At 54.2% G+C, this 22,492-nt stretch carries 23 protein-coding genes and 2 tRNA genes; 3 read left to right on the top strand and 22 right to left on the bottom strand.

Annotation, left to right across the window (positions count from 1 at the left end; all coding sequences use genetic code 11):
• Nucleotides 1-348 precede the first annotated feature (348 nt).
• Nucleotides 349-1,563, bottom strand: a complete 1,215-nt coding sequence (locus V4U84_RS25265) for an IS4 family transposase (RefSeq protein WP_334077049.1) — start codon at nucleotides 1,561-1,563, stop codon at nucleotides 349-351.
• Nucleotides 1,564-2,272: 709 nt separating this feature from the next.
• Nucleotides 2,273-2,908, bottom strand: a complete 636-nt coding sequence (locus V4U84_RS25260) for an O-methyltransferase (RefSeq protein WP_334075940.1) — start codon at nucleotides 2,906-2,908, stop codon at nucleotides 2,273-2,275.
• A gap of 783 nt (nucleotides 2,909-3,691) precedes the next feature.
• On the opposite strand from V4U84_RS25260, the gene V4U84_RS25255 reads away from it, so the two are divergent.
• Both V4U84_RS25255 and V4U84_RS25250 read left to right on the top strand, forming a co-directional pair.
• The gene (locus tag V4U84_RS25255) at nucleotides 3,692-4,843 is read left to right on the top strand and encodes a THUMP domain-containing class I SAM-dependent RNA methyltransferase (RefSeq protein ID WP_334075939.1); all 1,152 of its coding nucleotides are present in this window, start codon (nucleotides 3,692-3,694) and stop codon (nucleotides 4,841-4,843) included.
• Nucleotides 4,844-4,891: 48 nt separating this feature from the next.
• Nucleotides 4,892-6,916: an LTA synthase family protein gene (locus V4U84_RS25250; protein ID WP_334075938.1), complete on the top strand. Its 2,025-nt coding sequence runs from the start codon at nucleotides 4,892-4,894 to the stop codon at nucleotides 6,914-6,916.
• Nucleotides 6,917-7,021: 105 nt separating this feature from the next.
• Here V4U84_RS25250 and V4U84_RS25245 read toward each other — a convergent pair whose 3' ends face one another.
• The 16 genes from V4U84_RS25245 to V4U84_RS25170 all read right to left on the bottom strand — a co-directional run bounded on the left by V4U84_RS25245 (nucleotide 7,022) and on the right by V4U84_RS25170 (nucleotide 18,715).
• A complete protein-coding gene (locus V4U84_RS25245; protein ID WP_334075937.1) occupies nucleotides 7,022-7,819 on the bottom strand; it encodes an EFR1 family ferrodoxin in 798 nt (265 codons plus the stop codon).
• A gap of 42 nt (nucleotides 7,820-7,861) precedes the next feature.
• A complete protein-coding gene (locus V4U84_RS25240) occupies nucleotides 7,862-8,251 on the bottom strand; it encodes an FMN-binding protein (RefSeq protein WP_334075936.1) in 390 nt (129 codons plus the stop codon).
• A 66-nt stretch (nucleotides 8,252-8,317) separates the two neighbouring features.
• Complete coding sequence (locus V4U84_RS25235; RefSeq protein ID WP_334075935.1) at nucleotides 8,318-9,286, bottom strand: FAD:protein FMN transferase; 969 nt, start codon at nucleotides 9,284-9,286, stop codon at nucleotides 8,318-8,320.
• A 29-nt stretch (nucleotides 9,287-9,315) separates the two neighbouring features.
• Complete coding sequence (locus V4U84_RS25230) at nucleotides 9,316-9,897, bottom strand: TetR/AcrR family transcriptional regulator (RefSeq protein WP_334075934.1); 582 nt, start codon at nucleotides 9,895-9,897, stop codon at nucleotides 9,316-9,318.
• Between the two features lie 335 nt (nucleotides 9,898-10,232).
• On the bottom strand, nucleotides 10,233-10,463 hold the full coding sequence (locus V4U84_RS25225) for a YuzB family protein (RefSeq protein ID WP_334075933.1): 231 nt from the start codon (nucleotides 10,461-10,463) through the stop codon (nucleotides 10,233-10,235).
• A 22-nt stretch (nucleotides 10,464-10,485) separates the two neighbouring features.
• Entirely contained in the window at nucleotides 10,486-10,788 is a 303-nt protein-coding gene (locus tag V4U84_RS25220) for a HesB/IscA family protein (protein WP_334075932.1), read from the bottom strand.
• Between the two features lie 87 nt (nucleotides 10,789-10,875).
• Complete coding sequence (locus tag V4U84_RS25215; protein ID WP_334075931.1) at nucleotides 10,876-11,133, bottom strand: YkvA family protein; 258 nt, start codon at nucleotides 11,131-11,133, stop codon at nucleotides 10,876-10,878.
• Between the two features lie 85 nt (nucleotides 11,134-11,218).
• Nucleotides 11,219-12,130, bottom strand: a complete 912-nt coding sequence (locus V4U84_RS25210) for a M14 family metallopeptidase (RefSeq protein WP_334075930.1) — start codon at nucleotides 12,128-12,130, stop codon at nucleotides 11,219-11,221.
• Between the two features lie 25 nt (nucleotides 12,131-12,155).
• Entirely contained in the window at nucleotides 12,156-12,797 is a 642-nt protein-coding gene (locus V4U84_RS25205) for a TraX family protein (RefSeq protein ID WP_334075929.1), read from the bottom strand.
• 184 nt (nucleotides 12,798-12,981) lie between these two features.
• A complete protein-coding gene (gene racE / locus V4U84_RS25200; RefSeq protein ID WP_334075928.1) occupies nucleotides 12,982-13,803 on the bottom strand; it encodes a glutamate racemase in 822 nt (273 codons plus the stop codon).
• Nucleotides 13,804-13,998: 195 nt separating this feature from the next.
• On the bottom strand, nucleotides 13,999-14,421 hold the full coding sequence (locus V4U84_RS25195) for a YtxH domain-containing protein (protein ID WP_334075927.1): 423 nt from the start codon (nucleotides 14,419-14,421) through the stop codon (nucleotides 13,999-14,001).
• A 117-nt stretch (nucleotides 14,422-14,538) separates the two neighbouring features.
• On the bottom strand, nucleotides 14,539-14,967 hold the full coding sequence (locus V4U84_RS25190) for a DUF86 domain-containing protein (protein WP_334075926.1): 429 nt from the start codon (nucleotides 14,965-14,967) through the stop codon (nucleotides 14,539-14,541).
• Between the two features lie 33 nt (nucleotides 14,968-15,000).
• Nucleotides 15,001-15,288 carry a Dabb family protein gene (locus V4U84_RS25185; protein ID WP_334075925.1) on the bottom strand — a complete coding sequence of 96 codons (288 nt, stop codon included), beginning with the start codon at nucleotides 15,286-15,288 and terminating at the stop codon, nucleotides 15,001-15,003.
• A gap of 159 nt (nucleotides 15,289-15,447) precedes the next feature.
• Complete coding sequence (locus V4U84_RS25180; RefSeq protein ID WP_334075924.1) at nucleotides 15,448-16,761, bottom strand: 6-phospho-beta-glucosidase; 1,314 nt, start codon at nucleotides 16,759-16,761, stop codon at nucleotides 15,448-15,450.
• Entirely contained in the window at nucleotides 16,758-17,750 is a 993-nt protein-coding gene (locus tag V4U84_RS25175; protein WP_334075923.1) for an N-acetylglucosamine kinase, read from the bottom strand. The genes V4U84_RS25180 and V4U84_RS25175 overlap by 4 nt, the downstream gene beginning before the upstream one ends.
• Before the next feature lie 80 nt (nucleotides 17,751-17,830).
• Nucleotides 17,831-18,715, bottom strand: coding sequence for an AraC family transcriptional regulator (locus V4U84_RS25170; RefSeq protein ID WP_334075922.1), 885 nt, complete (start codon nucleotides 18,713-18,715; stop codon nucleotides 17,831-17,833).
• A 194-nt stretch (nucleotides 18,716-18,909) separates the two neighbouring features.
• Here V4U84_RS25170 and V4U84_RS25165 point away from each other — a divergent pair, with 194 nt between their 5' ends.
• Nucleotides 18,910-19,224, top strand: coding sequence for a hypothetical protein (locus V4U84_RS25165; protein WP_334075921.1), 315 nt, complete (start codon nucleotides 18,910-18,912; stop codon nucleotides 19,222-19,224).
• A 62-nt stretch (nucleotides 19,225-19,286) separates the two neighbouring features.
• Here V4U84_RS25165 and V4U84_RS25160 read toward each other — a convergent pair.
• From V4U84_RS25160 to pfkB, 4 genes are all read right to left on the bottom strand, one after another.
• Nucleotides 19,287-19,359: transfer RNA gene (locus V4U84_RS25160), tRNA-Lys, on the bottom strand.
• A 9-nt stretch (nucleotides 19,360-19,368) separates the two neighbouring features.
• Nucleotides 19,369-19,443: transfer RNA gene (locus tag V4U84_RS25155), tRNA-Ala, on the bottom strand.
• Nucleotides 19,444-19,606: 163 nt separating this feature from the next.
• Nucleotides 19,607-21,529, bottom strand: a complete 1,923-nt coding sequence (locus tag V4U84_RS25150; RefSeq protein ID WP_334075920.1) for a PTS fructose transporter subunit IIABC — start codon at nucleotides 21,527-21,529, stop codon at nucleotides 19,607-19,609.
• A gap of 45 nt (nucleotides 21,530-21,574) precedes the next feature.
• On the bottom strand, nucleotides 21,575-22,489 hold the full coding sequence (gene pfkB, locus V4U84_RS25145; RefSeq protein ID WP_334075919.1) for a 1-phosphofructokinase: 915 nt from the start codon (nucleotides 22,487-22,489) through the stop codon (nucleotides 21,575-21,577).
• Nucleotides 22,490-22,492 lie beyond the last annotated feature (3 nt).

The raw sequence follows: 22,492 nt of genomic DNA, 5'->3' as shown, positions 1-22,492 counted from the left end.
CATTAATCTTGCAAAAACCTTAACATCAGTTAGTCGTAATGAGTTGAACTAATGATGGAGGGATAGAGGCAGCCGGGTGAAATGTTCTTCCGATCGCTGTTGCTCCCGGATTTCTTGATGAATTAAATTCAGATAAGGTAGAAGTCCGGTAACAAAGGCGAACGCTACGCTTCTCCAGAATCATTTCACCCTCTTGCCTTTTCCCATCCTATGCTCTAGTTCAACTTGTTTGCCAGTGATGTTTCGCCTCTCCCAAAAAGGCAAAAAAAAGCCCCACCTTACTTTCAAACGTACAGACACATTTTTTTCCAGAGTATAGTTTTTCTTCTGTTTTGGTTCTACATTTTTTTAGTAATAGATCATCCGTAGTTTCTCCAAACGTTCTGGATGAATTCTTGGACGACCGCCCTTTTTCCTTCGGCCCTTACTCGTCCGCTGCGTCACTGGATGTAAACGGTCCAAAAAATCGGTCCACGCATTCGTTAAATACGCACGCATCTTCCTCGTCACTTGGCCAATGGGCAGATCCGGAGCGTAGAGATACCGGATTTCTTCACACACTACGTACGCCAGTAGGTTTAAATAAATCAGGTTCCATACCGCCTGTGGCTTGTTGTTGTATATTTTTTTCAGATGCAAATTTGACTTCATGAATTTAAAAAATAGTTCCACTTTCCAGCGGTAGTGATACATTCGGGCCACATCTTCCGCTTTTACATCCCAGCGGTTCGTTAGAACTCGCACTTGATGAACCTTGTGCTTATTGTCGATAAACTCAAACTCGACCAGTCGGAACACGCCGGTTTGTTGGCTATCCGGGTCCTTGATTTCTACTTCGGCATCCCGCTTGATGAAACTCCCCGCGACCTTGGACTGAAGCACCCGTACTCTGCTGTTGCTCTTAAGTCGGACCACAAAGTAAATCTGATTTCGATCCCAATGGAGGAATTGTCCGTAACAGATATAACCTCGGTCAAACAAATAGGTGGTTCCTGGCTCCCAAACAAGGTGTTCCAGCACTTCCGAGTCTAGGTCGGCCACCATCGCCGTGGAGAGTACGATGCCTTTTAGCCAGGCGCTTATCTCGCCGGTGAGATGCAGGCAGGTATGCATTTTTACCGCACTCTCTCCCGCTTGGCGTAATGCCCACTTCCCTCGCGGTAGGCTCAGAGTGATTGACGAGGAGTCTACCGCGGCCAGTCGCCCAAGTCCCTTGAGCTTTTTCGGTAGTGTAGGTCCCTGGTGATGCCACAGGTTTTTGAGACGCTGGAGGAACAAGTTACGAACACTGTCGGTTGGAATTTGCGCTAGTTTTCGATTTAAGGAGGAAGCATGGATCGACTCCAAGCCTACCCATTTTTGCAGCCACGGAGCACTTCGTAAATGCTCTGTGATGTTATCTAGTGAACTCCGTTTTTGCAAAATGGCCTCCAGAAAGAGAAGAATCGTGTTGCCAAAGCAAAGCTTCTTGGCGTAATGATCGCCACAGAGTAAACGCACATGGACATCCAACCAACCTAAGGCTTGACGAATCACGGATGGGTTAGGTATCTTTTTATTCAAGGAGACCTCCTTTCGTATGTGTCTGTACAATTCTACGATAACTGGGGTCTCCTTTTTTTGTAAATTATTCTTCTTACTTTTTATGTCATTTTTTTTGCAAGATTACTGCCTTAACAGCCTGTTTATGCGAAAATAAGCGCCGTGGCGGCCGTTAGCTATGGGAAATCGGCGTTTTCAGGACAAATAACGGCTGTGGCAACCGTTAGCGTTAATTTTCGTCTTTCTTGCAAGGCTGCTCATGCGACGGCGGTTAGGGAAATGGGGCACGCCGGATCCAACTCGCCACACCGAGGCGACAAGTTACAAAATAGGCAGCTCCATGTCAGGTTTGATGCAACTTCAGTGCTTTTATGGGCGTTATTTGCCCGATCGGCGGCTCTGTCAGCATAATAGCGGACTTTTTTTGGTCTTACTTGAGCAAAAAAGCCACTAGCGTTGCATTAAGCAATTGGATCATGAACAAATATGGGCCATCTTCCCTTCGAAAGCCGTGCAGGTGGATAAAGGCCTTTTGCGACAAAAAAGCTTAGATGGAGGCAGCCTCGGAAAAAAACTTCAATCCGTGTAAGTAACGCCCTATTAGGATAATAGGCCGTTATCTTGAAACCGCACCGAAGGACGGGGCGATAACGGCCCCCAGGTGTCCGGCTCGGACCGGCACGGCGTTGCGGCCGCTATGAGGCAAAGGCACAAAGCCCTGCTCCCCCGGCTACGGCTGCTTCACGACCGCCAGGGCCAGGCCGTCGAAGGCCGGCAGCATCGTGCTGATCAACCGCTCGTCGCTGGCGATCATCTCGTTGAACCGGCGCATGGCCTGAACCGATGGGCCATTCTTGTCCGGGTTCAACGTGCGGCCGCGCAGCAGGGTGTTGTCGCCGGCGATGATTGCCCCCGGCTTGGCCAGGCGGATGGCATACTCCAGGTAGGCGGGGTAGTTTTCCTTATCCGCATCGATCAGGAAAAAATCAAACCGCTCCCCCCGCTCCTCCAGTCGTTCCAGGCTGTCCAGCGCCGGCCCCACCATATAGGAGGCCAGTTCGCCAAAACCGGCGGCCGCCAAATTCCGCTTGGCCAAGGCGGCGTTCTCCTCTTTCAGCTCCAGCGACAAAAGCCGCCCTCCCTTGGCCAAACCGCGCGCCAGACAAATGCCGCTGTAGCCTCCGAGCGCTCCGATCTCCAGGATGGAATGGGCCCCCGCGACGGTCGCAAGCAGGGTTAACAGCCTGCCGTACCCCGGCGCGATCGAAACGTCATTCATCCCGCTCGCTTGAATCGACTCGGTTACCGTTCTAAGGACCTCGTCCTCGTGGTATAAATCCTCACTGTATCGTTCAGGGGTTAACATTCCGCACGCTCCTTTTACCTTGTCCGTTCACCAATTTTCGGTTTGTATCTTCATGAACATTGTCCTATACTGAATTGTATGGTTTTTACACGGGAACCACAAGAGAAACAGGCAACGCCAGCAACTTTCTCAAAGTAACTGCTAGCGTTGCATGAAATCAGACATGGTGCTGACCATTACAAGACTTATTCGCCTTCGCCGACTTAAGAAGCGGCGTGGCGAGTTGGATCCGGCACTTCTTAACTTCCCTAGCCGCCCGCCGAATTAGCGGCCTTTTGAGGCGCTATTTCGGCCCGATTCGGTTCCGCGGCAATAATAGCGGTCAACAAAGGTCTTATTGCCCTGGTGCGAACCCTGAAATCGAGGTTTGGCCCGCTATTTCCCAAAAGTAAGGCTCTAAAAAGCCGTTATCCCATACCGATGAGCCGAATTCGACAAATTAGCGCGTTATAGGCCCTTATTCAAATTGCTTAAAGCAACGCTAGTGCAAAATAACGGGAATTGTTCCCGGTATTTCGGGACCTATGCGGCTGCGGAGACAAATTAGCGGGAAAATCTCCAGCTAAATCGTCTGAATTTGTCCGGAGCGGTGATTTGGACGTGAAATAGATGGAGATTTTCCAGCAAAATCCGCTCCAAGGGTCATAAGCGGAAAATTACCGGGAGGTTTTCCCGTTAATAAGCGGTTAAGCTTGTGTAGATGGAGAAGCCAGAAGCCAGAAACCATCTGACACGCTTGCCTATCGAGTTGCGAAACCTATGAACATGGAGTTGATAAACGGAATGTCAGGACAAGGACAACTGGAATTGATCGCCACCGCGCCGATGGGATTGGAAGCCGTCGTAGCGCGCGAGCTTAAGGATTTGGGGTACCAGGATACGGTCGTGGAGAACGGCAGAGTTACTTTTAAAGGGGATTTGTACGATATTTGCCGATGCAATTTATGGCTGCGCACATCCGATCGGGTTCTGATCAAAATGGGCGAGTTCACGGCGCTTACGTTCGACGAATTATTTGAAGGCACAAAGGCGCTCCCTTGGCAGGACTGGATTCCGATTCACGGCGAATTCCCCGTCGAAGGCCGCTCGCACAAGTCCCAGCTCAGCAGCGTGCCCGCCTGTCAGGGGATTGTCAAAAAGGCCGTGGTCGAGAAGCTGAAAGAAACGTACCGCAACGACTGGTTCGAGGAAAACGGACCGCGCTACGTCATCGAAATCAACCTGCTGAACGATAAAGCGCTGCTGACGCTGGATACGACCGGCCCGGCGCTGCACAAACGCGGCTACCGCAAGGTGGCCACGGAAGCCCCGCTGAAGGAAACGCTCGCCGCGGCGATGATCCTGCTCAGCCGCTGGCATCAAAATCCGTCGCGGCCGTTTTACGACCCGTGCTGCGGCTCGGGAACGCTGCCGATCGAGGCCGCGATGATCGGCTGGAATATCGCGCCGGGCCTGCGGCGCACCTTTAACTCCGAGGCCTGGCCGGGCCTGCCGGAGTCGCTGTGGCAAGAGGCCCGCGAGGAAGCGATCGATGCCGTCAAAGACGATATTCCGCTGAATATCGCCGGCAGCGACATTGATCCGAAGGCGATTGAGATCGCCGAGGCCGCGGCCAAAAGCGCCGGGCTGGCCAAAGAGATCGCCTTCAGCCCTCTTCCGGCCGTGAAAATCCGGCCGGAGGGCGATTACGGCGTCATGATCACCAATCCCCCGTACGGCGAACGGATCGGGGAGGAGAAGGAAGTGCGCCGGTTGATCGGCCAGCTCGGCCGCGTTTATGCCGAACTGCCGACCTGGTCTTTTTTCGCGCTGACGCCGACCAAGCAGTTCGAGCATGATTTTCAGCGCAAAGCGGACAAACGACGGAAGCTGTTCAACGGCCGGATCGAATGCCAATACCTGCAATATCTCGGACCCCTTCCCCCGCGGCACTAAGCCCGGGCGGAGGGTTTCTGCATTTTTGGAAAGGGGGGGTCCCGAACCATGCCCCGAGCATTCAAGCTTTTTCGCCATTTGGGATATATCCTGTTCATTCTCGTCATTCTACTTAAATTAAGAATCCTGCACGACAACCTTCACGCGCTGTATATCGATATGAATGCGCTTGATCATCTTATCGCCGCCGGTTCGATTATGTTGGCTTCCTTCTGGACGCTGTGGCTCCCAGGGCGGGGACGGACGATTGCTCTCGGCATTTTAAACGTGCTGCTGACTGTGGTGATCTTCGCGGATCTGGTCTACTACCGGTATTTTGCGGATTTCATTACCGTGCCTGTCCTGTTCCAGGCCGGCCAGGTGGGCGAGCTGGGGGAAAGCATCCGCTCCCTCCTCCGCCCTACCGATCTATGGCTCTTCGCCGACTGGATGGTGTGGCTGGTCTCCGTGCTAGTTGAGCGGGGGTACCGGCGCCGCAAAGGAGCGCACGGGCATGCCGCCACCCGAAGTGTTAAGGAAGCACGGCACTCCTTGCACTCCTTGCACTCCTTGCACTCCCGGCACTCCGCAGCCGGCCACGATAACCGCGCCAACCGCGGCACGCGGGCGTTATCCCGCTTAATCGCGGGTCTTGCGGTCTTTGCCCTGGGCTTCGTCCTCACGATGGCCCCGATCCGTCACTATACGAAAACTTGGGCCGCCGGTCTCTTTGAAGGCGGATGGTGGAATATTTCCCTCTACAACGTGACCGGGCTGCTCGGATTTCACGGCTATGATGTCTACCGGTACGCGAAGGAACACATCGGCGGTGAAACGAAGATGACGGAGCAAGAGAAACAGGAACTTGAGAATTGGTTCGCTCAAAAAGCCGATGCCCGCAACGAAGCCAACGCCAGCTTCGGCGCCTACCGGGGAAGCAACGTTCTCGTAGTCCAGGTGGAAGCCTTCATGAACTTTATGATTGGCCGAGAAATCGGCGGCCAGGAGATTACGCCGAATTTCAATAAGCTGATGAAGGAAAGCCTCTATTACAGCAACTATTATCATCAGACAGGGCAGGGACGGACTTCGGACGCCGATTTTTCCTCCCAGAGCTCCCTGCACCCGCTTCCCACAGGGTCCGTCTTTGTTCGTTACCCGGATCACAGCTATGACGTCCTGCCGCAAATTCTGGGAAGCCGCGGGTACGAAACCGCCGTTTTCCACGCCTATGAGGGGGGCTTCTGGAACCGCAACAACATGTACAAAGCGATGGAATACGACCATTTTTACAGCAAAAAAGACTTCACCCTGGACGAGCCGCTAGGCTGGTCGCTGGGGGACAAATCGTTTTTCCGCCAATCGCTGGACCTGATGAGCAAAGAAAAGCAGCCGTTTTACTCTTTTTTAATCACGCTTTCCAGCCATCATCCCTACTCCCTTCCCGCCGCGGTCAAAGAACTGGATACCGGGGAGTTCAAGGATTCGATGTTCGGCAATTATCTGGAATCGGTTCATTACGCCGATGCCGCCTTGGGCGAACTGATGGAGGGAATGAAGGAGAAGGGACTTTGGGACAATACGATCCTTTACGTGTACGGCGATCATGATAATTCGATTACGGAAAAAGAGGACTACGAGAAGTTTTTGGGTAAGCCGCTGACCGAGCTCGATATGCATCAAATCATGAATCAGGTGCCCCTGCTCGTTCACCTGCCTGGCGGCAAAACGACCGGCGTGGACGACCGCCCTTCGGGTCAGCTTGATATGGCTCCATCGCTCCTGCATGTGCTGGGCATTCCGTCGGACGGCTACTACATGATGGGCAACAACCTGTTCGCCTCGAGCCCTCCATTTGTCGTTCTCCGGTCCGGTGCCTTTACCGACGGGAAGCTGTATTATATTCCTTCCCCGGACAATCTGTTCGAGAACGGCGCCTGCTATGATCTCGCTACCGGTACCAAAACCGATATCGAGCCGTGCCGGGTTCCGTACGATCGCGCCAAAAAACAGCTGCAAATCTCGGACAGGCTGATCACGGAAGATTTGATTCCTCAGTTGAGGAATGCGATGGTTCAGGAAAAACAGCTGTAGTATGCCAAAAGGCCGGCCGGGTTCGACTTGAACCCTGTTCGGCCTTTGGTTCGCTACAAAGAATGCGGCGGTTTCGTCAGCGTCAACCATGCAGTTTTTTCATGATTACGAAAGCGTCTTGCCTTTGCTGATTTCAGCGATACTCACGTAAGGATTGACGTATCTCCCTTTTTTCTCGGTCACTTTCCCATACTGTGCGGCTTGAGCGGGGCAATAATGGATGCATGCCAAACATTGCGTGCAGCGCGCCCCCCAATCAGGCCTATCGTCTACCAGAATATTGCCGCAATTGCATACCTTGGCGCAGATTCCGCAGCCGGTGCACTGATCTGTGGCGTGAAATTTTTCTGTCTTCATGGCATTCTTGGAAAACATAGGATGGATCACCCCGGTGACCAACCAAGGCAGCCGGCCTCGATTGACCCGAAACTCCTCCGCTTTCCGGGCTACCGCTTCGTTGATGTACCGCAAGGTTTCGTTGGCCGCCGCAAGTTTTTCTTGCCGAACCGCCTCGCTATCCACATCCCCCATCATGATATAGTTGTTCGGCATGATCACGGAAAACCCGCTGTTTAAAGGCAGACCATGTTCTTTCAATGAGCGGGCCGTCAGCTTCATCGTATTTCCCGCGCTTCCCCCACAGGTGACGACCGAAAATACGTAATTCCCACGGTAATTTCGAAGTTTCAGCTTTTGGATAAAATCCAGTACGATCGGCGGCGGCCCCCACGCATGCACCGGATGCACAAAACCTACGACCTCGTTGTCCCGAAGTTCGTATTCATAGACGTCCTTGCCGCTTCCGACCGCGGCCGTGATGGAGATCAGTTCCTCCTCTTGCCGGCTCGCGATCGTTTTTGCCGCGTACAGCGAGTTGCCCGTTCCGGTAAAATAAAAAATCATCGGATCCACCTCTCCGTCCCGCTTCGGGAACCTTATTGACTTCTATTTTTGCGCTTGGCCGAGCGCGTCCTCCACTGATTTGAGGTAAGCTTTGGAGGTGATCGTCGCGCCGCTGATGGTGTCCACTTTAAGCGACTGCGAAGCGAGGACCCTGCCGTACAAATTGCCGGTAAACTCCGGCGTTTGATTCTCTTTATGCATCAACAGCTTAATATCCGTTACCTTTCCCGAGGAAACGGTAACCTGAACCTGATTGGCCCGTAATTTGTACTTCCCGCCGGCATAACTTCCGATATACGTTCCGTCCTTCAGGTTCTTAAAGTCCAAGTCGGCAATCGGGAGCTGCCTGCCTTCCCTCCGTTCCCCCTCGGTGAACAAGAGCCCGCCACCGACAACTGCCGCCAGCGTAAGCACCACTGCAATAATCCACATCCCTATCCTTCCTTTCGCTCGCTTTGAACCCCTCTTTTGGTTCATCCGCTTTGTCCTCCCTTGGATTTAGGCAATGACGGCGGCCAACCCCTCTTGTGCCTGAAAATGATTCTTTAATCCCGGCGTCACGTAAACCTGCCCGCGCCGGTCGACGAAAACGGCCTCGGCTCCGGGGAAGCCGCGGAGGAACGACAGGCCCCGCTCCATTCCGGCCACAAACACCGCCGTCGACAACGCATCGGCCGCAGCAGCGCTGTCCGCGACGATCGTTACGCTGATCAGGCCGGCATCCGCGGGATATCCTGTCGCCGGATCCAGAAGATGATGCCGCCGGATCCCCATGGCGTCGATAAAATAGCGCTGATCGTCCCCCGACGTTACGACCGCCCTGTCGACGACGTCGACCGCGCCGATCAAGCGGTTTTCCCTTCTCGGATGGCGGATGCCGACACGCCATGGAGCACCGTCCGGTTTGGCGCCCAAGACGGCGACGTTACCGCCGAGATTGCTGAACGCGGAGGCGACACCGAAACGGCGGAACACCTCAATCAGCTTGTCGCTGGCGTACCCTTTGCCGATCGCCCCCAGATCTATCGACTGGCCCCTAACCCTAAGTCCGGCAGTTTGGGTCATGGACTCCAGGCGCAGATCCGCATAATTCACCAGGGATAGCGCCTCCCTGATCCTTTCGTGATCTGGAGCGGCTGTGGCGTTTTTATAATCCCAAAGCTCCACCAGCGGGCCGATGGTAATATCAAACGCTCCACGGCAGAGGCCCGAAAAGCGGCCGGCCAGAGCCAGCACTTCAAATGCCTCGGGGCTGAGTTCGACCTTCCCTCTGCCCGCCAGCCTGTTGATTTTGGCGATGTCGCTATCGGGGGCGAAGCGGCTTAGCAGGCGTTCCAAGCGTTTGACTTCCGCTTCGACCGCCTGAAGCGCATTTTCCGCGCTTTTACCGTAAGCTTTGTGCCACAACTTGGTTCCCATCCCCAAACACTCGGAATCGATCGACTCGGTTGATTTTGACCGGCCCATTCGCGGGTGACCTCCTTTCTAACTTCGCGTTATCGAGGACGACGGGTCAGCCCATCCATGACAAACTCCGTCATATAATCCTGGAGCTGCGGAAAATACGCCAGCCCGATTTCTTCCTTGTGCGTATCGATGTTGATGATGGCCGCAAACATTGCCATAATCATCTCGCTGTCGATATCGTCCCGCAACTTCCCTTCCGCCTGCCATCGTTTCACCATTTCGGCCGATTGGCCATAAACGAAATCGACAGCTTCCTGGCCGTTTTCTTCGCGGTACAGCTTTTCGATTCGGCCGAACACGTCGCGGTTATACCATTCCTTCAGGATCGGGTGCGACTTCATACCCTCCTGATTCCGCGCCAGAAACCCTTGAATTATCCGCAATGGCTCTTCATTCGGATCGACGGACGCCATCAGGTCCCTTTTGAGCTGCGCGTTTTCCTCCAAAAAAATCTCCATGAACAGATTCTCTTTCGAAGGATAATAGTTGTAAAAAGTGCCTACGCTAACTCCGGCTTTTTGAGTAATGCCTGCCACGTTCGTATCCTTGAATCCTTTGGCGCTAAACAACTCCTTTCCGCATTGATAAATTCGGGTTTTCTTGTCTTCCACTTGCCTGACCTCCGATGCTGGTTTTGCCGAGGAATCGTTAAATTTGTGATTTATTTCACTTATCCCGGCGTATTTTCGCTTTCTTGGTATGGCGATACGGTCTCTTGCTCCATTGCCGGTTAGATACTTCATTTGATGTCGACCGCGGCCAAACATGTGAATGAATATTATTTTATTCATTCACACTTTATTGCAGTTTCCCTTTTTTGTCAATAGACGGCATCCGGGTATCCTCTGCATCGACACGACAAAAAACCGCAGGTGCACAAAAGCTCCTGCGGTTCATTTTGTTCCGTACCAGTAGTGAAAAAGACCTCGGGCTAAGTAGCCCGCCCCTATTTCGGTTTCTTAACAAACGGCGCCGCCTTGGTCAAAACCTCGTCTTCCGTCGGCGCGCTGACATAGCGGCCGTTGATATAGACGAAGGCCCGCTTGCCGCAGGGGCCGCAGTAGGACTTGCAGCCGATTTTGATCTCGGCGTCCGGCGCCAGTTTTTGCAGCTTCGGCACAAATGTCTTCATGCGGATATGATTGCATTTGTCACAAATGCGAATATCGTTAGCCATGCTCTTCCCTTCTTTATGCGGATTAATGATCCCCATGGTTTCCTTTGGAAGGGTTGGTGATTACGAAGCCCTCCTGCGGAAAATACAGATAATCGATTTTAACGCCTTCCAGGAGCGGCTCGTTTACGTCAACGATGACGTCGATCTCTTTATCGGTAGACACGACATGGTCATTCTCGTTCTTTTTGACCAAATCCAGGCCGTAATGAGCGTGGTCCCCGTGGGCGTGGGTGATGAATACCTTCAGCACGAGCCCTTGGTTCTCTTCCTTCTCCAGTTCCTTCTTTATCACTTTCGCCGCATTGCGGGTAATTTTGGCGCTCATCGAATCAACCTCTCCTATCGGGTAGCTAGAATAACAACCTTAACATTCCTATTGTAAAGAATCCGCCCCATTCGCGCAAGGGTCCCCTTATCTTTCAATTTCCCGCACGGGCTGCTTGTCCTTGCGCTCCGCCCGATCCACGAACCAATTCATCAGCAGCATCGTCACCGCGATATCATCGACCGGTATAAAAGGCAGCACGTCAGGCAGCACCCAGTACAATACCGCCGGGACCGCCAGCAGCAGCTTGTCCGTCAATGGAACGCGGGGAGACCGCAGCAGTCCGGGAAGCCGGCGGAATACATGCGCCCAACGGCGCAGCGACCAAAGCTTAGACCATTTCATGGAACTCCCCCTCTCTATACCGTTATACGATAAGATACCCATTTTTTCTATATACGTTCAACCGTTTGGACAAAAAAAAGCCGCGTTATCCGCGGATAAACTCGGCCAGGATCGGGGCCAGTTCTTCGTAGATCTCCTCGAATTCCTCCAAAGGCAGAGGGTTCACGCCCTCCCCCGCTTCTACGGTAAAGCCGGGCCGGCCGAATTCGTCGATGAACCAATCCTTGTACCCCGCGTCGCTCCCCGCAAGCTTAACGGCCCGGTATCCGCCACCGGACGCCGCCAGGCGCGCGGCCAGCATTTCCGCCTCCCGCGGCTCCCGCTCGCGGTAGTTCCAATAAATCTCTTTGCCCTGCGTATGCAAAGAGAGCACCCGGCTGAACCGCATTTCGCGGGTCAGCCGGGCCAGGGCGGCCGCCTCCGGCTCGCTGAGCGGATGCGGACCGCCGTAATCCTGCGGCGCCGGGCCGCACACGCCCCGGCGCTCCCGCTCCAGTTCCCAGCCGGCCGGGAACTGGTCGTTCAAATCGACGCCGCGGATATTGGCCTTCCAGCGGCGAAAATCGCGGCTGCCGCCGTTCCACGCGGCGAGCTCCTCCGCCCGGGCGAAGCCGGGCGGGATGCCATCCTGCGCCAGGTCGGCGCCGTCGGGGTTGACCATGGGGACCGCCCACAAGGTGACGGCATCCAGGCCGCACTCCTCCCCGGCTTCCCAGGCTTCCGCCAACCGCTCCACAAACCGGAGCAGCAGCGGGGCCGTGATCCACTCGTTCGCATGAACGGCGGCGTTCATATGGACCGCTTCCGGACCCTCTCCCAACACCAGGGCAACCAGCGGTTCGCCAAGCACGCTTTGCCCGATGGATCTTATCCGGATGCCGGGATATTGCCGCGTCAGCTCCCGCACTTGTGCCACATAATCGGCATTGCGATACCCGTTAAGGTTTCTCACCGTCACCAGCGGCCGAACATGCCGTTCCTTCCGATCGGGATTCACCTTATCCCATCCTTTCGTACTTTAATCAATCCCCCGCGCTAAGCCTCAACCCGTATACGACAAGGGTAAGAACGAACAAATGTGCCGGATAAAACGACCTCCATACCCAGGCCGGTACCCGCATGGACTCCAACCGCTTCCATACGCCCGGCCCATAGGCAATCACCAAGGTAGGCAGGATGCTGATCATCTGGATAGTCCAGCCGTAGGAAAGCAAATAAACGCAGTTCAACAGCAAATGCATCAGCAGCATTCCGGTAGATTGCGCATATTTGAATATAAGCACGAGAAGTAGTCCATATGCCCCATAATCAAACGGCAAAACCTCCATAAATACGGCAAATCCCGAAATGATCAGCACCGAAAGGACCCCGGGCTGGGTATGATCCAGAATTTTCAGCACCAGGACCGCCACCAGCAGCGTGGCCACGACATTCAGTCCCGCATCGTTCAGTACAAGCTGGTACGGGATTTGGGAAATTACGGTAATCAGCAACAGTCGGATGGCATATTTCTTAAAATTGGAAGTGTGGGCGTATCCTTGGACCAGCGCATAGGCGTAAATCGGAAAGGCGATTCGGCCGATCACTCTCCAGATCAGGTCTCCCGGGAAAAACAGCAGCCCGATGTGGTCGATCAGCATCGTAATCATGGCAATCAGTTGCATAAGGTTGCTCCTTCTTCACATAATAAATGATTTCCCTTTACCTCTATTTTACTTTACACGAACAACGGGCCGGAAATGCTTGCTATCCATATAATTAACCCGCAATCGCAATACGACCGCATCTTTCACGTACGAAAAGCAAAAAACCTTTGGCGCAGCGCATAGCTGCCCAAAGGTTTTGCGGTTAAAAGGCCGGGTTGGATACCTGCCAGACGATCGGAGTCAGCTCAATCTGTCTGCCGAGCCACTGCAAGGCGATGCTTCGGAACAAGTCCGGGTCGCCGCTGCAAAAAAATTGGTGTACGGGGATATCGCTGCCCCGGGCGAGCCTTCCTTTTTGATGAAGCACGGTGCTGATCTCCCGGGCCGTCTCATCCGCGGAGCTGATCAGCTTTACCGCAGGTCCCATTACCTGGATCATCGTTCTCGCCAAAAACGGATAATGAGTGCAACCGAGGATTAAGCAATCGATCGGATATTGCCGGATTTCACGGAGCGCGTCTTCCACGATCCCCAGAGCCTCCGGCATTTCGTAACGTCCCTGCTCCACCAACGGAACGAGCGTAGGACAAGCTTCGCTGACGATTTCAATCGCCGGATTCAGTTCCTTAAGCGCCGCGGTGTAGGCGCCGCTGCGGATCGTGCCGATCGTCCCGATGACGCCGATTTTTCCGGTTTTCGTGGCGCTGATAGCCGCACGGGCTCCCGGATGAATCACGCCGATCACGGGAACGGCCACTTTGGATTGAATATAATCCAGAGCCGCGGCCGTAGCGGTATTGCACGCGATAACGATCATTTTCGGATCGAATTGAATCAGAAATTGAACAATTTGCTCGGTAAAGAGGCGTACCTCTTCGGAGGATCGGGGGCCGTAGGGAGCGCGGGCGGTATCCCCGAAATAAATAATTTTCTCCCGGGGAAGCTGTCTCATGACTTCCTTGACGACGGTAAGACCTCCCACACCGGAGTCCAGTATTGCGATGGCTTGCTGCTGCACGAACATACCGCTTCCTTTAGACTAGTTATTTTAAATTTCCGTTTTCTCTTCCTACTTTATGTATTCAAGTCATAAAGCGTACCTAAATCTTAACTCAATTTATACGGAGGGACAACTAAATAGAGACCTTCCATTTTTAACCGGCGGCAACAAAAAAGACCCATATCGGGTCTTGATCGTCACCGGCGGTTCGGGCCGGAATTAAGCTTTCTGTTCCGTCTCGCCGGCGGCTGTAATTTGCTCGCTCGAGACATCGCTTTCGGGATGATCATTGTCGCCAGCCACGCCGATCACCGCCGTCTCCTCCGGCGCCTCATTCTCCCCGAGTGACGAAACGCGTACTTCCGTGTCCTCGTTGTCTTCCTTCTCCTTGGCTGCGCGCCAAGCCTGGAATTCACTAACGAGACCGCCGGCCGTTTCCTTGACGCGGCTGGCCAGTTCCGCACTTTGTTCGCTGACTTTTTCGGCCACTTGCTGCGTCTTCTCCCCAACCTGACGAGCTCCGTCGGCGATATCCTTCCGCAGTTCACGCCCCGGTTTCGGAGCAAACAGCAATGCCGTCACCGAGCCTACGACCGCGCCGATCGCAGCTCCCCAAATCCAACCCTTCGCGTTTTTACTCACGTCACATCTCTCCTTATCCGGCCTTCCCCTACCGGGCGAATGCCTATATCGATAGTTCATTATAAGCAGGAGGGGGCCGTCCTGTCACAGTCCACGGGAAAAATCGTCACTTCGCTTCTAGGACGGAATATTTTCCTTGTCCAGATAGGTTCGTACGTTTGCCGCGAATTCCTCCATCGCTTGCGGAAGCTTTCGGGCAAGCGCATGTCCTGCGCTCCGGTCCCATTCGAAATACTCCTGCACGAGCGGCTTCCGCAACCGTACCAGTTCGGTTAACAACTCGAACAGATGCTGACCGATCACTTTTTCATCACGCATAATATCTATAATGTCCTCATAGCTGCTGGCATCCCGCATTATAAATCCGTCAATGAGGTAGCTTCCCACATCGGTCACGACCTCAATCGCCAAATGCAGAGCCCGTTCCTCGGCGTACCGCAGGATGAGCGGATTGTCCTCGGCGGAGCAAGCCGCCGCAAAAACCTGTTCCAGCTCGGGAAGCACATTCAGCCTGCGTTCAATTTGTTCCCGGTTCACATAATACAAGGCGCTTCCTCCCTCGGGGCTTCTCGCATCCCGCTAAAATTCGAAATCCACCGCAACCTGGCTCTCCCGAACCTGCGTCATATGCTCGATCACTTTCTTGTGCTCGGGATGAACCTGGTATCCTTCCAAATCCTCCAGCGAATCAAAGGTTGCCACCAAGGCAATATCATAGGAACGCGGCGATTTCACGACATCGATGCCTACCTCCAGATCGCGAAGCTGCTCCACCTTGCCTTTTAGTCCGCGAAGCACCCCGGCGGTGGTTTCAATACTTGCCGGAGACGAATCTTTCAGTTTAAACAATACGATATGCTTGATCACTTGCCCACTCTCCTTCAGTCGTCGTCACGGCCGTTTCAAACCGTGCATGTCCTTACTCTTCTATACAAAATATAACATAAAGCGCAGCGTCAAAACAGCCCGGCGCCTTCTCGCGGGCACCGGGCTGTTTATGCGGACAAACATCATAAAGAAAAAGGACTAAGCGTAAAAATTGGGCAAATAGCGGCGGTGGGCCTCCAGCATTTCATCCAGCAGCAGCTTGGCCGTCGAAACCGACGGGACCAACGGATGGTGAACCATCGCCTGTAAAGCGAGTCCGCGATCGCCGCTGACCGCCGCGTCGATCGCCAGGCTCTCATACGTTTTTACCGCATGAAGCAGTCCCTTGATATGCTGCGGCACATGCTGGGGAGTTAAAGGAATCGGGCCGCCCGCGGTAACGACGCAATTGATCTCGATGCTTGCGTCCGCCGGGAGAAAATCATAGATCCCGCCGTTCGGCACATTCAGCGTTTGAATATCATTTCGTCCGGTATACAGCGACTGCATTAAATGAACGGCCGCTTCGGAATAATACGCGCCGCCCCGCTGCTCCAGCTGCTTTGGCTTCTCCTCCAGCGATTCGTCGGCATAGAGTTTAAACAGTTCCTTCTCCACGCGGCTGACGATCTCGGCCCGGGTCCCATCTTTCTCCAAGGAAGCGATCTGTTCGTTCAGCATCTCGGTCGTCATGTAATAATATTTCAAATAGTAAGTTGGAATAGCGGAGAGCGACTGTAAAAATTGCGGGTCCCATCCCAGGGTGGGCACGTTTGTCGCCGAATACTCCTTCTTCCCTCGCAGAAGCTCGGGTAATACCTCTTTCCCGTCAACCAGGGCGGAGGTGACCCAATGCAGGTGATTTATGCCGACAAATTCGGGCAGTACCCGGCTTTCCGGCGTTGCGAACTCCTCGGCCAGAAACTTTTTAAAGTTGATCGGAGAGTTGCATAGACCTACAGTCTTTACGCGGGAATATTTCGTCACCGCTTCCGTCACCATGCCTGCCGGATTGGTGAAATTGAGCATCCAGGCGTGAGGAGCCAGCTCTTCAATGTCACGGCAAATCTCAAGAATGACCGGGATCGTCCGCAGCGCCTTGAACATGCCGCCCGGGCCTGTCGTTTCCTGTCCGATTACGCCGTGCCGCAGCGGGATATGCTCATCCAGCTTCCGAGCTTCAAGCAGGCCTACGCGCATTTGCGTCGTCACAAAGTCCGCTCCTTGAATCGCGGCCCTCCGGTCCAAAGTCAGATGAACTTCGATGGGAAGTCCCGACTTTTTAACCATCCGCTTAGCCAGATTGCCCACGATATCCAGCTTGTGCTTGCCTTCCTCGATATCCACCAGCCAAAGCTCCGATACCGGCATTTCACCGTATCCTTTGATCAGCCCTTCCACGAGCTCAGGGGTATACGAAGACCCACCCCCGATTACCGCAATCTTCACTTTCTTCGGGTTTTGTTGCTTCATTGGTTCACCACTCCCTTTTTATCGGCAAAAGATATTTCTTGCAGCTTCTTCAGCATTTCGGGACCGGCGGTGTATTCCGTCCGATCCATGGCACTCAGCACCGCGCCAACGACAGGCTCCATCGTAATCCGCGTAATCCGGGTCCGGGGCGCGGTCAACCGCACAGTTTCCGCAAGGGCATCCTGCATGATGTTGGTAACGCTTTTTGCCAAAACGCTGCCCCCCAATACGACATCAAACTTTTCGCTCTCCATCCCCAGCCTTCGGATTAACGCCGCCACCGCGTTGCCTAACTCGTGCCCCTGTTCGGTGAGGTGTGACGAGGCGACCTCATCTCCTTGCGCCGCCGCCTGGAACACCAGTTCCGCCAAATGCAAGGGCGGCGCGTAGCCATCGTCCAGAGCGGCGTCGATCATCTCCGGTACGCCGGGAAACCCGGTCGCTTGGAGCACCAGGGGCTGAAGCAGCGTCGGCTTGCCCCGGCCGTCCCAAGCCCGGACGGCCGAGCGAAAAGCGAAATTGGCCAAATCCCTCCCGGCCCCTTGGCCGTCGCCGAACAGGTAGCCAAAGCCGCCGTACTGCAGCTCTTCCCCCGCCGGATTCCGGGCGGCCGCGTTGAATCCGGTCCCGCAGATGACCACCGCTCCAAAGGGCCGGTCCGTTCCCGCCCGCATGGCGATCATCGTATCGCAGGCGATCGTCCAGCGGGGGAAGCCGAGCCTTGCGATCATGGGCCGCAGCACCCGGTAATCCGGTTCACGATCAGCTCCGGCAAGACCAAAGAAAGCATGATCGACCGCCGCAGGCGTAAGGTTCGACTCCCTCAAAGCTTGAAAACAGGAGGCGGCAATATTTTGCTCCGCTTCCGCTTCATGAATCTGATGGTTTCCGTTGCCGGCCACACCCCGCCCGACTACGTTCCCTTTGTCATCCACAATCAGGCAGTAGGTTTTGCTCCCTCCGGCATCCACGCCCAAAAAATACCCCATACGCATCTCTCCTTCTTCTCCAGCATACAAAACAGGACTATCGCATTTCCTCTGCAATAGTCCTGTTTTCTGATACAATCTTACTTTTTTTCTTCTCCCAGCAGTCGTTTTTTCAATACACTGGGCGGCGTTCCGATATGATGAAGAAATAAGCGGTTGAAGTTCGAAAGGTTGCGGAATCCGCTGGCTTCCGCAATCTCCAATATACTGAGCTCCCCCTGCTCCAAAAGGCTTACCGCATAATCCAGCCTTAGTTGAACCAGGTAATTCATCGGTGAGGTACCGGCCATTTGGCTGAACAGAGCGCTGAATCGAGAGGGACTTAAATGGACAAGCTCCGCCAATTCCTTCAGCGTCCAGGGGCGGGCCAGTTCGGCATCCATGATCCGGATCACTTGGCGAATCTGGTCCAGATGCTTGGCCTTCGTGCGCCGCGAATCTCCGGGGTCCAGCCGAAACCGCCGGTTCACCTCCGCAAGAAACAGCAGCAAAAGCCCGCGTATGGCCGAGGCGTGGGAAGGGGAAGCGGCGTTATACTCCTGCATCATCGTTTCAATATAACCCCGGAGCGTTGCGCTGGCCGGATGGGAATGCGGGATGTGATTGGAGAAGCAAATTCCTGTCTGGCGGAACGGCTGCATAATATCGGGATCGTAACGCTGCTCGGGGGCCAACAGCGTCGGATCGAACATGACGATCACCATCTCGAGGTTTTTCCCCTCAAAAGCGCGATGCAAATCGTGAGAGTCAATCAGAAAAAGATCGCCCCGTTCGAATTGAAATTCCTGGCCGTTGATCAAGTAAATTCCGCTTCCGCCAGCGATCCAGTTAATTTCCAGGGCTCTGTGCCAATGAAGCCGCTGAAAGGAAGGCGTCACCCCGGTGGAACTGGATATCGTCAACGGAAAGTGGACCGGCAACGAGATATGATCCGGCTGGATCGGTGTGAATGTTGAGCGGTTCACGCTGGGTTCCCCCTCATTAAAATCATACGATGATCTTCTTTTCCCTCATTGAACCACAAATCCCCAATCCTGCACAACCGCGTTTTCGGTCTATACCCTATCAAACTATCAAACATATTCTATAGTAACTCCCAATGGAATTCATAGATTTCTGGGGAGCCATCAACATTATTCCAGAAAGAGAGGTGAAAGACATGAGTTTGCTGCGATTTCTGCTGTACTCTCCCATGCGAAGACGTCTTCGCATCCTTCAAGCCAGGCTGGAGCTGCTGTCCGATCGGCTCGAACGAATGGAGAAGCACTTGGAGGAGAGCAGGTTTTTGGACCCGGCCACCCGTGAGAAACTAAGGGCGGCATTGGGCAAAACCGTAGCGCTCCAAATGGACGCATCCTCGATTCGGGGCACCTTGGTGTCCGTCCAGTATCACTCGCTCGAAATGAAAAATGAAGCCGGCCAAATGATCACGGTTCCCGTATCCCGAATTACGGCAGTAATGTTTGACGACTGAGTCTTTTCCCGCGTAAAAAGAAATAACCCCTCGGAAACGAGGGGTTATTTCTCAATGTATGATGGACTCTCAGGGACTCGAACCCTGGACCAATTGATTAAGAGTCAACTGCTCTACCAACTGAGCTAAGAGTCCACGATATTATGGTGGAGCGTAGGGGGGTCGAACCCCTGACCTCTTCGCTGCCAGCGAAGCGTTCTCCCACTGAACTAACGCCCCATAGAATCATTAGCAACGAAATATAATATACCATTGCACAGCATGGTTGTCAACCATAAAAATAAAAAAAGTTAAGTATAGACAATAATATAGACAGTATAAAAGGGATGTCCCGGCCAGACGCTATGGCAATGGACATCCCTTTTTTTATTATTGGATTTGTTTAACCCTGCGCTTCCGCATTCTTCTTCCAAACGCCGAGAAGGAGACCCGAGACAACCGCGCCGATCAATACGGCGAGCATAAACAGCAAAGCGTGGTTGGCCAGCGCGGCCACGAAGATCCCGCCGTGCGGCGCGGGCACGTTAATTTTCCACAGCTGAGTCAAACCTCCCGCCACCGCGGAGCCCAGAATACAGGACGTCAGGACGCGCAGCGGGTCGGAGGCGGCAAACGGAATCGCGCCTTCGGTAATAAAGGAAAGACCTAAAACGTAGTTGGTAAGACCGGATTTACGTTCCTGTTCCGTAAATTTACGTTTGAAGAACGTCGTGGCCAACGCGATCGCCAGCGGCGGAACCATCCCGCCCGCCATAACGGCCGCCATCATAGCTCCATTGGTATTGCCGCTGGAGGTAAACACCCCGATGGCGAAGGCATATGCCGCCTTGTTGAACGGACCGCCCATATCGATCGACATCATGCCGCCGAGGATGATACCGAGGATCACCATGTTTCCTGTACCCAGATTGTTCAAAACATCGATCAAGCCTTCATTCATCCAGCTAAAAATCGGATCGACCACATAGAACATAACCGTCCCCGCGACCAGAAGGCCGAAGATGGGATACAGCAGGATCGGTTTCAAGCCCTCCAATGCTTTAGGCAAACCGGCAAATACTTTGCGCAGCAGGATGATGACATAACCTGCCAGGAAACCGGCCGCGAGGCCGCCCAGGAAACCGGCATTGGAGTTGACGGCCATCAACCCGCCGACCATCCCCGGCATCAAAGCGGGACGGTCCCCGATGCTCATGGCGATAAAACCGGCGAGAATCGGAATCAGGAAATGGAAAGCCCCGTTCCCCCCGCCGATCGTTTGCAGCAGTTGAAACAGCGGACTGCTTTCGCCGGCTACTTGCTCGATCAGGAAGGAAATCGCGAGCAGGATCCCGCCGCCGACGACAAACGGCAGCATGTGGGAGATCCCGTTCATCAGATTTTTATAGATGCCGCTGCCGATTCCGCCGGCCTTCTCGCCTTTCTCCGATTCGGCTCCGCCACCCGCGCTACGATAAATCGGCGCGTCGCCATTCAGCGCTTTCCGGATCAGTTCCTCGGGCTTCCGGATACCGTCGCTGACCGGACGCTGCAGCACAGGCTTGCCGTCAAAGCGGGCCATCTCGACGTTCTTATCCGCGGCGATAATAACCCCCTTCGCCCGGCGGATTTCATCCGGGGTCAACACGTTGCCAGCTCCCTCGGAACCGTTCGTTTCGACCCGGATGCTGACACCCATCTCCTTCGCCTTCTTCTTCAGGGCATCCTCGGCCATAAACGTATGGGCGATGCCCGTGGGGCAGGCTGTCACGGCAATCACAAACGCTTCCTCGTCCGTCGGCCCGCTTGTTGCGGCGGCCTTTGGCGCCTCCGCTTTATTTTGCGGCTCCGCCGGCTTTGCCGCCTCTTCGTCCGCCTGCTTGGCGTCGAACAAAGCCGCTACTTCTTTCGGCGTTTGTGTCCCTTTGAGCTTATCGATAAAATCGCTGTCGATCAGCAGCCGCGAGAGCGCCGCCAGCGTGCGCAGATGCGTGCTTCCCGCCCCTTCCGGCGCAGCGATCATGAAGAACAAGTAAGCCGGCTCGCCGTCCAGCGCTTCGAAGTCCACACCTTTGGCGCTCTTGGCGAACACGACGGTCGGTTGTTTGACCGCTTTCGTTTTGGCATGGGGCATGGCAATCCCTCCGCCGATACCGGTGCTGGACTCGCCTTCACGCTTCAGGATCGCCTGTTTGAATTCAGCCGGGTCATTGATCCGTCCATTCTTGTCCAAGCTGGCAATCAGCTCATCGATGGCCGCTTCCTTCGTGGTCGCCGCCAGATCCATGATCATCGCTTCTTTGATCATCAGGTCCGTAATTCTCATTTTGCTCACTCTCCTGTAAAATGTCTTCGCAATAAGATCACGATGTTACGACCACTCCGAAATAGCGACCTGACCTCTCAGTTGACCGATTTTCTCCCCCGTCGCCAAATCATCGGAGAACGCCGTGGCGCTGCCCGAGGCGACCCCGGTACGAAACGCTTCAAGAAGATCTCCACCCTGGGCCAGCGTCCCTACAAACCCGGCAATCATCGAGTCCCCGGCGCCCACCGAATTCCGCACGGTTCCGGCCGGAACGTTCGCGTGATAGACCTTCTCCCCCGCAATGAGAAAGGCGCCCTCCCCCGCCATGGAGATAAGCACGTGCTGTGCCCCTTTCTCCAGCAGCTTCCGGCCATAAGTGATAATGTCTTCCTTGGATTCCAAGGTCACCCCGAACAGTTCGGCCAATTCATGGTGATTGGGCTTCACCAGCAAGGGGCGATGTTTCAACGCTCTGAGCAAGGCCTCCCCGGTCGTATCGATGACAAACCGGGCTCCGGTTTGCTCGCAAACTCCAATCAGCCGTTCATAAAAACCGGAGCCCAGCGAAGGTGGAACACTGCCCGACAAGACGACGATATCTTCCCGGTTCAACGCCGATAGCTTTTGCAGCAAGGCATCGGATTCAGCCGAACCGATCTTGGGTCCCTGACCGTTGATTTCCGTTTCTTCTCCGTGCTTCAGCTTGATGTTAATCCGGGTGTCTCCCGCGATTTGCACAAAATCGGTCCGAACGGACTCTTGTTTCAAAAATTGTTCAATAAAGCCGCCTGTAAAGCCGCCAAGAAAGCCAAGTGCGGTATTCTCCGCGCCGAGCCGATTCAAAATACGGGATACGTTGATCCCTTTCCCTCCGGGAAGCTTCAAATCCCTCTCCATCCGGTTTAGACTTCCCAACTCCAGATCATGAACCTCTACGACAAAATCAATAGAAGGGTTTAGTGTCATAGTATAAATCATATG

This window comes from Paenibacillus sanfengchensis, from assembly GCF_036864765.1.
GTDB classification, from domain to species: Bacteria; Bacillota; Bacilli; order Paenibacillales; family Paenibacillaceae; genus Fontibacillus; species Fontibacillus sanfengchensis.
Note: the sequence above shows the minus strand (reverse complement) of the source record. Positions and strands in the feature narration are given on the sequence as shown.

Coding starts and splice junctions, on each gene's coding strand:
- V4U84_RS25260 (WP_334075940.1), bottom strand. CDS start 2,908: ATGTTAACCCCTGAACGATACAGTGAGGATTTATACCACGAGGACGAG.
- V4U84_RS25255 (WP_334075939.1), top strand. CDS start 3,692: ATGTCAGGACAAGGACAACTGGAATTGATCGCCACCGCGCCGATGGGA.
- V4U84_RS25250 (WP_334075938.1), top strand. CDS start 4,892: ATGCCCCGAGCATTCAAGCTTTTTCGCCATTTGGGATATATCCTGTTC.
- V4U84_RS25245 (WP_334075937.1), bottom strand. CDS start 7,819: ATGATTTTTTATTTTACCGGAACGGGCAACTCGCTGTACGCGGCAAAA.
- V4U84_RS25240 (WP_334075936.1), bottom strand. CDS start 8,251: ATGTGGATTATTGCAGTGGTGCTTACGCTGGCGGCAGTTGTCGGTGGC.
- V4U84_RS25235 (WP_334075935.1), bottom strand. CDS start 9,286: ATGGGCCGGTCAAAATCAACCGAGTCGATCGATTCCGAGTGTTTGGGG.
- V4U84_RS25225 (WP_334075933.1), bottom strand. CDS start 10,463: ATGGCTAACGATATTCGCATTTGTGACAAATGCAATCATATCCGCATG.
- V4U84_RS25220 (WP_334075932.1), bottom strand. CDS start 10,788: ATGAGCGCCAAAATTACCCGCAATGCGGCGAAAGTGATAAAGAAGGAA.
- V4U84_RS25215 (WP_334075931.1), bottom strand. CDS start 11,133: ATGAAATGGTCTAAGCTTTGGTCGCTGCGCCGTTGGGCGCATGTATTC.
- V4U84_RS25205 (WP_334075929.1), bottom strand. CDS start 12,797: ATGCAACTGATTGCCATGATTACGATGCTGATCGACCACATCGGGCTG.
- racE (WP_334075928.1), bottom strand. CDS start 13,803: ATGTTCGTGCAGCAGCAAGCCATCGCAATACTGGACTCCGGTGTGGGA.
- V4U84_RS25180 (WP_334075924.1), bottom strand. CDS start 16,761: ATGAAGCAACAAAACCCGAAGAAAGTGAAGATTGCGGTAATCGGGGGT.
- V4U84_RS25175 (WP_334075923.1), bottom strand. CDS start 17,750: ATGGGGTATTTTTTGGGCGTGGATGCCGGAGGGAGCAAAACCTACTGC.
- V4U84_RS25165 (WP_334075921.1), top strand. CDS start 18,910: ATGAGTTTGCTGCGATTTCTGCTGTACTCTCCCATGCGAAGACGTCTT.
- V4U84_RS25150 (WP_334075920.1), bottom strand. CDS start 21,529: ATGAGAATTACGGACCTGATGATCAAAGAAGCGATGATCATGGATCTG.
- pfkB (WP_334075919.1), bottom strand. CDS start 22,489: ATGATTTATACTATGACACTAAACCCTTCTATTGATTTTGTCGTAGAG.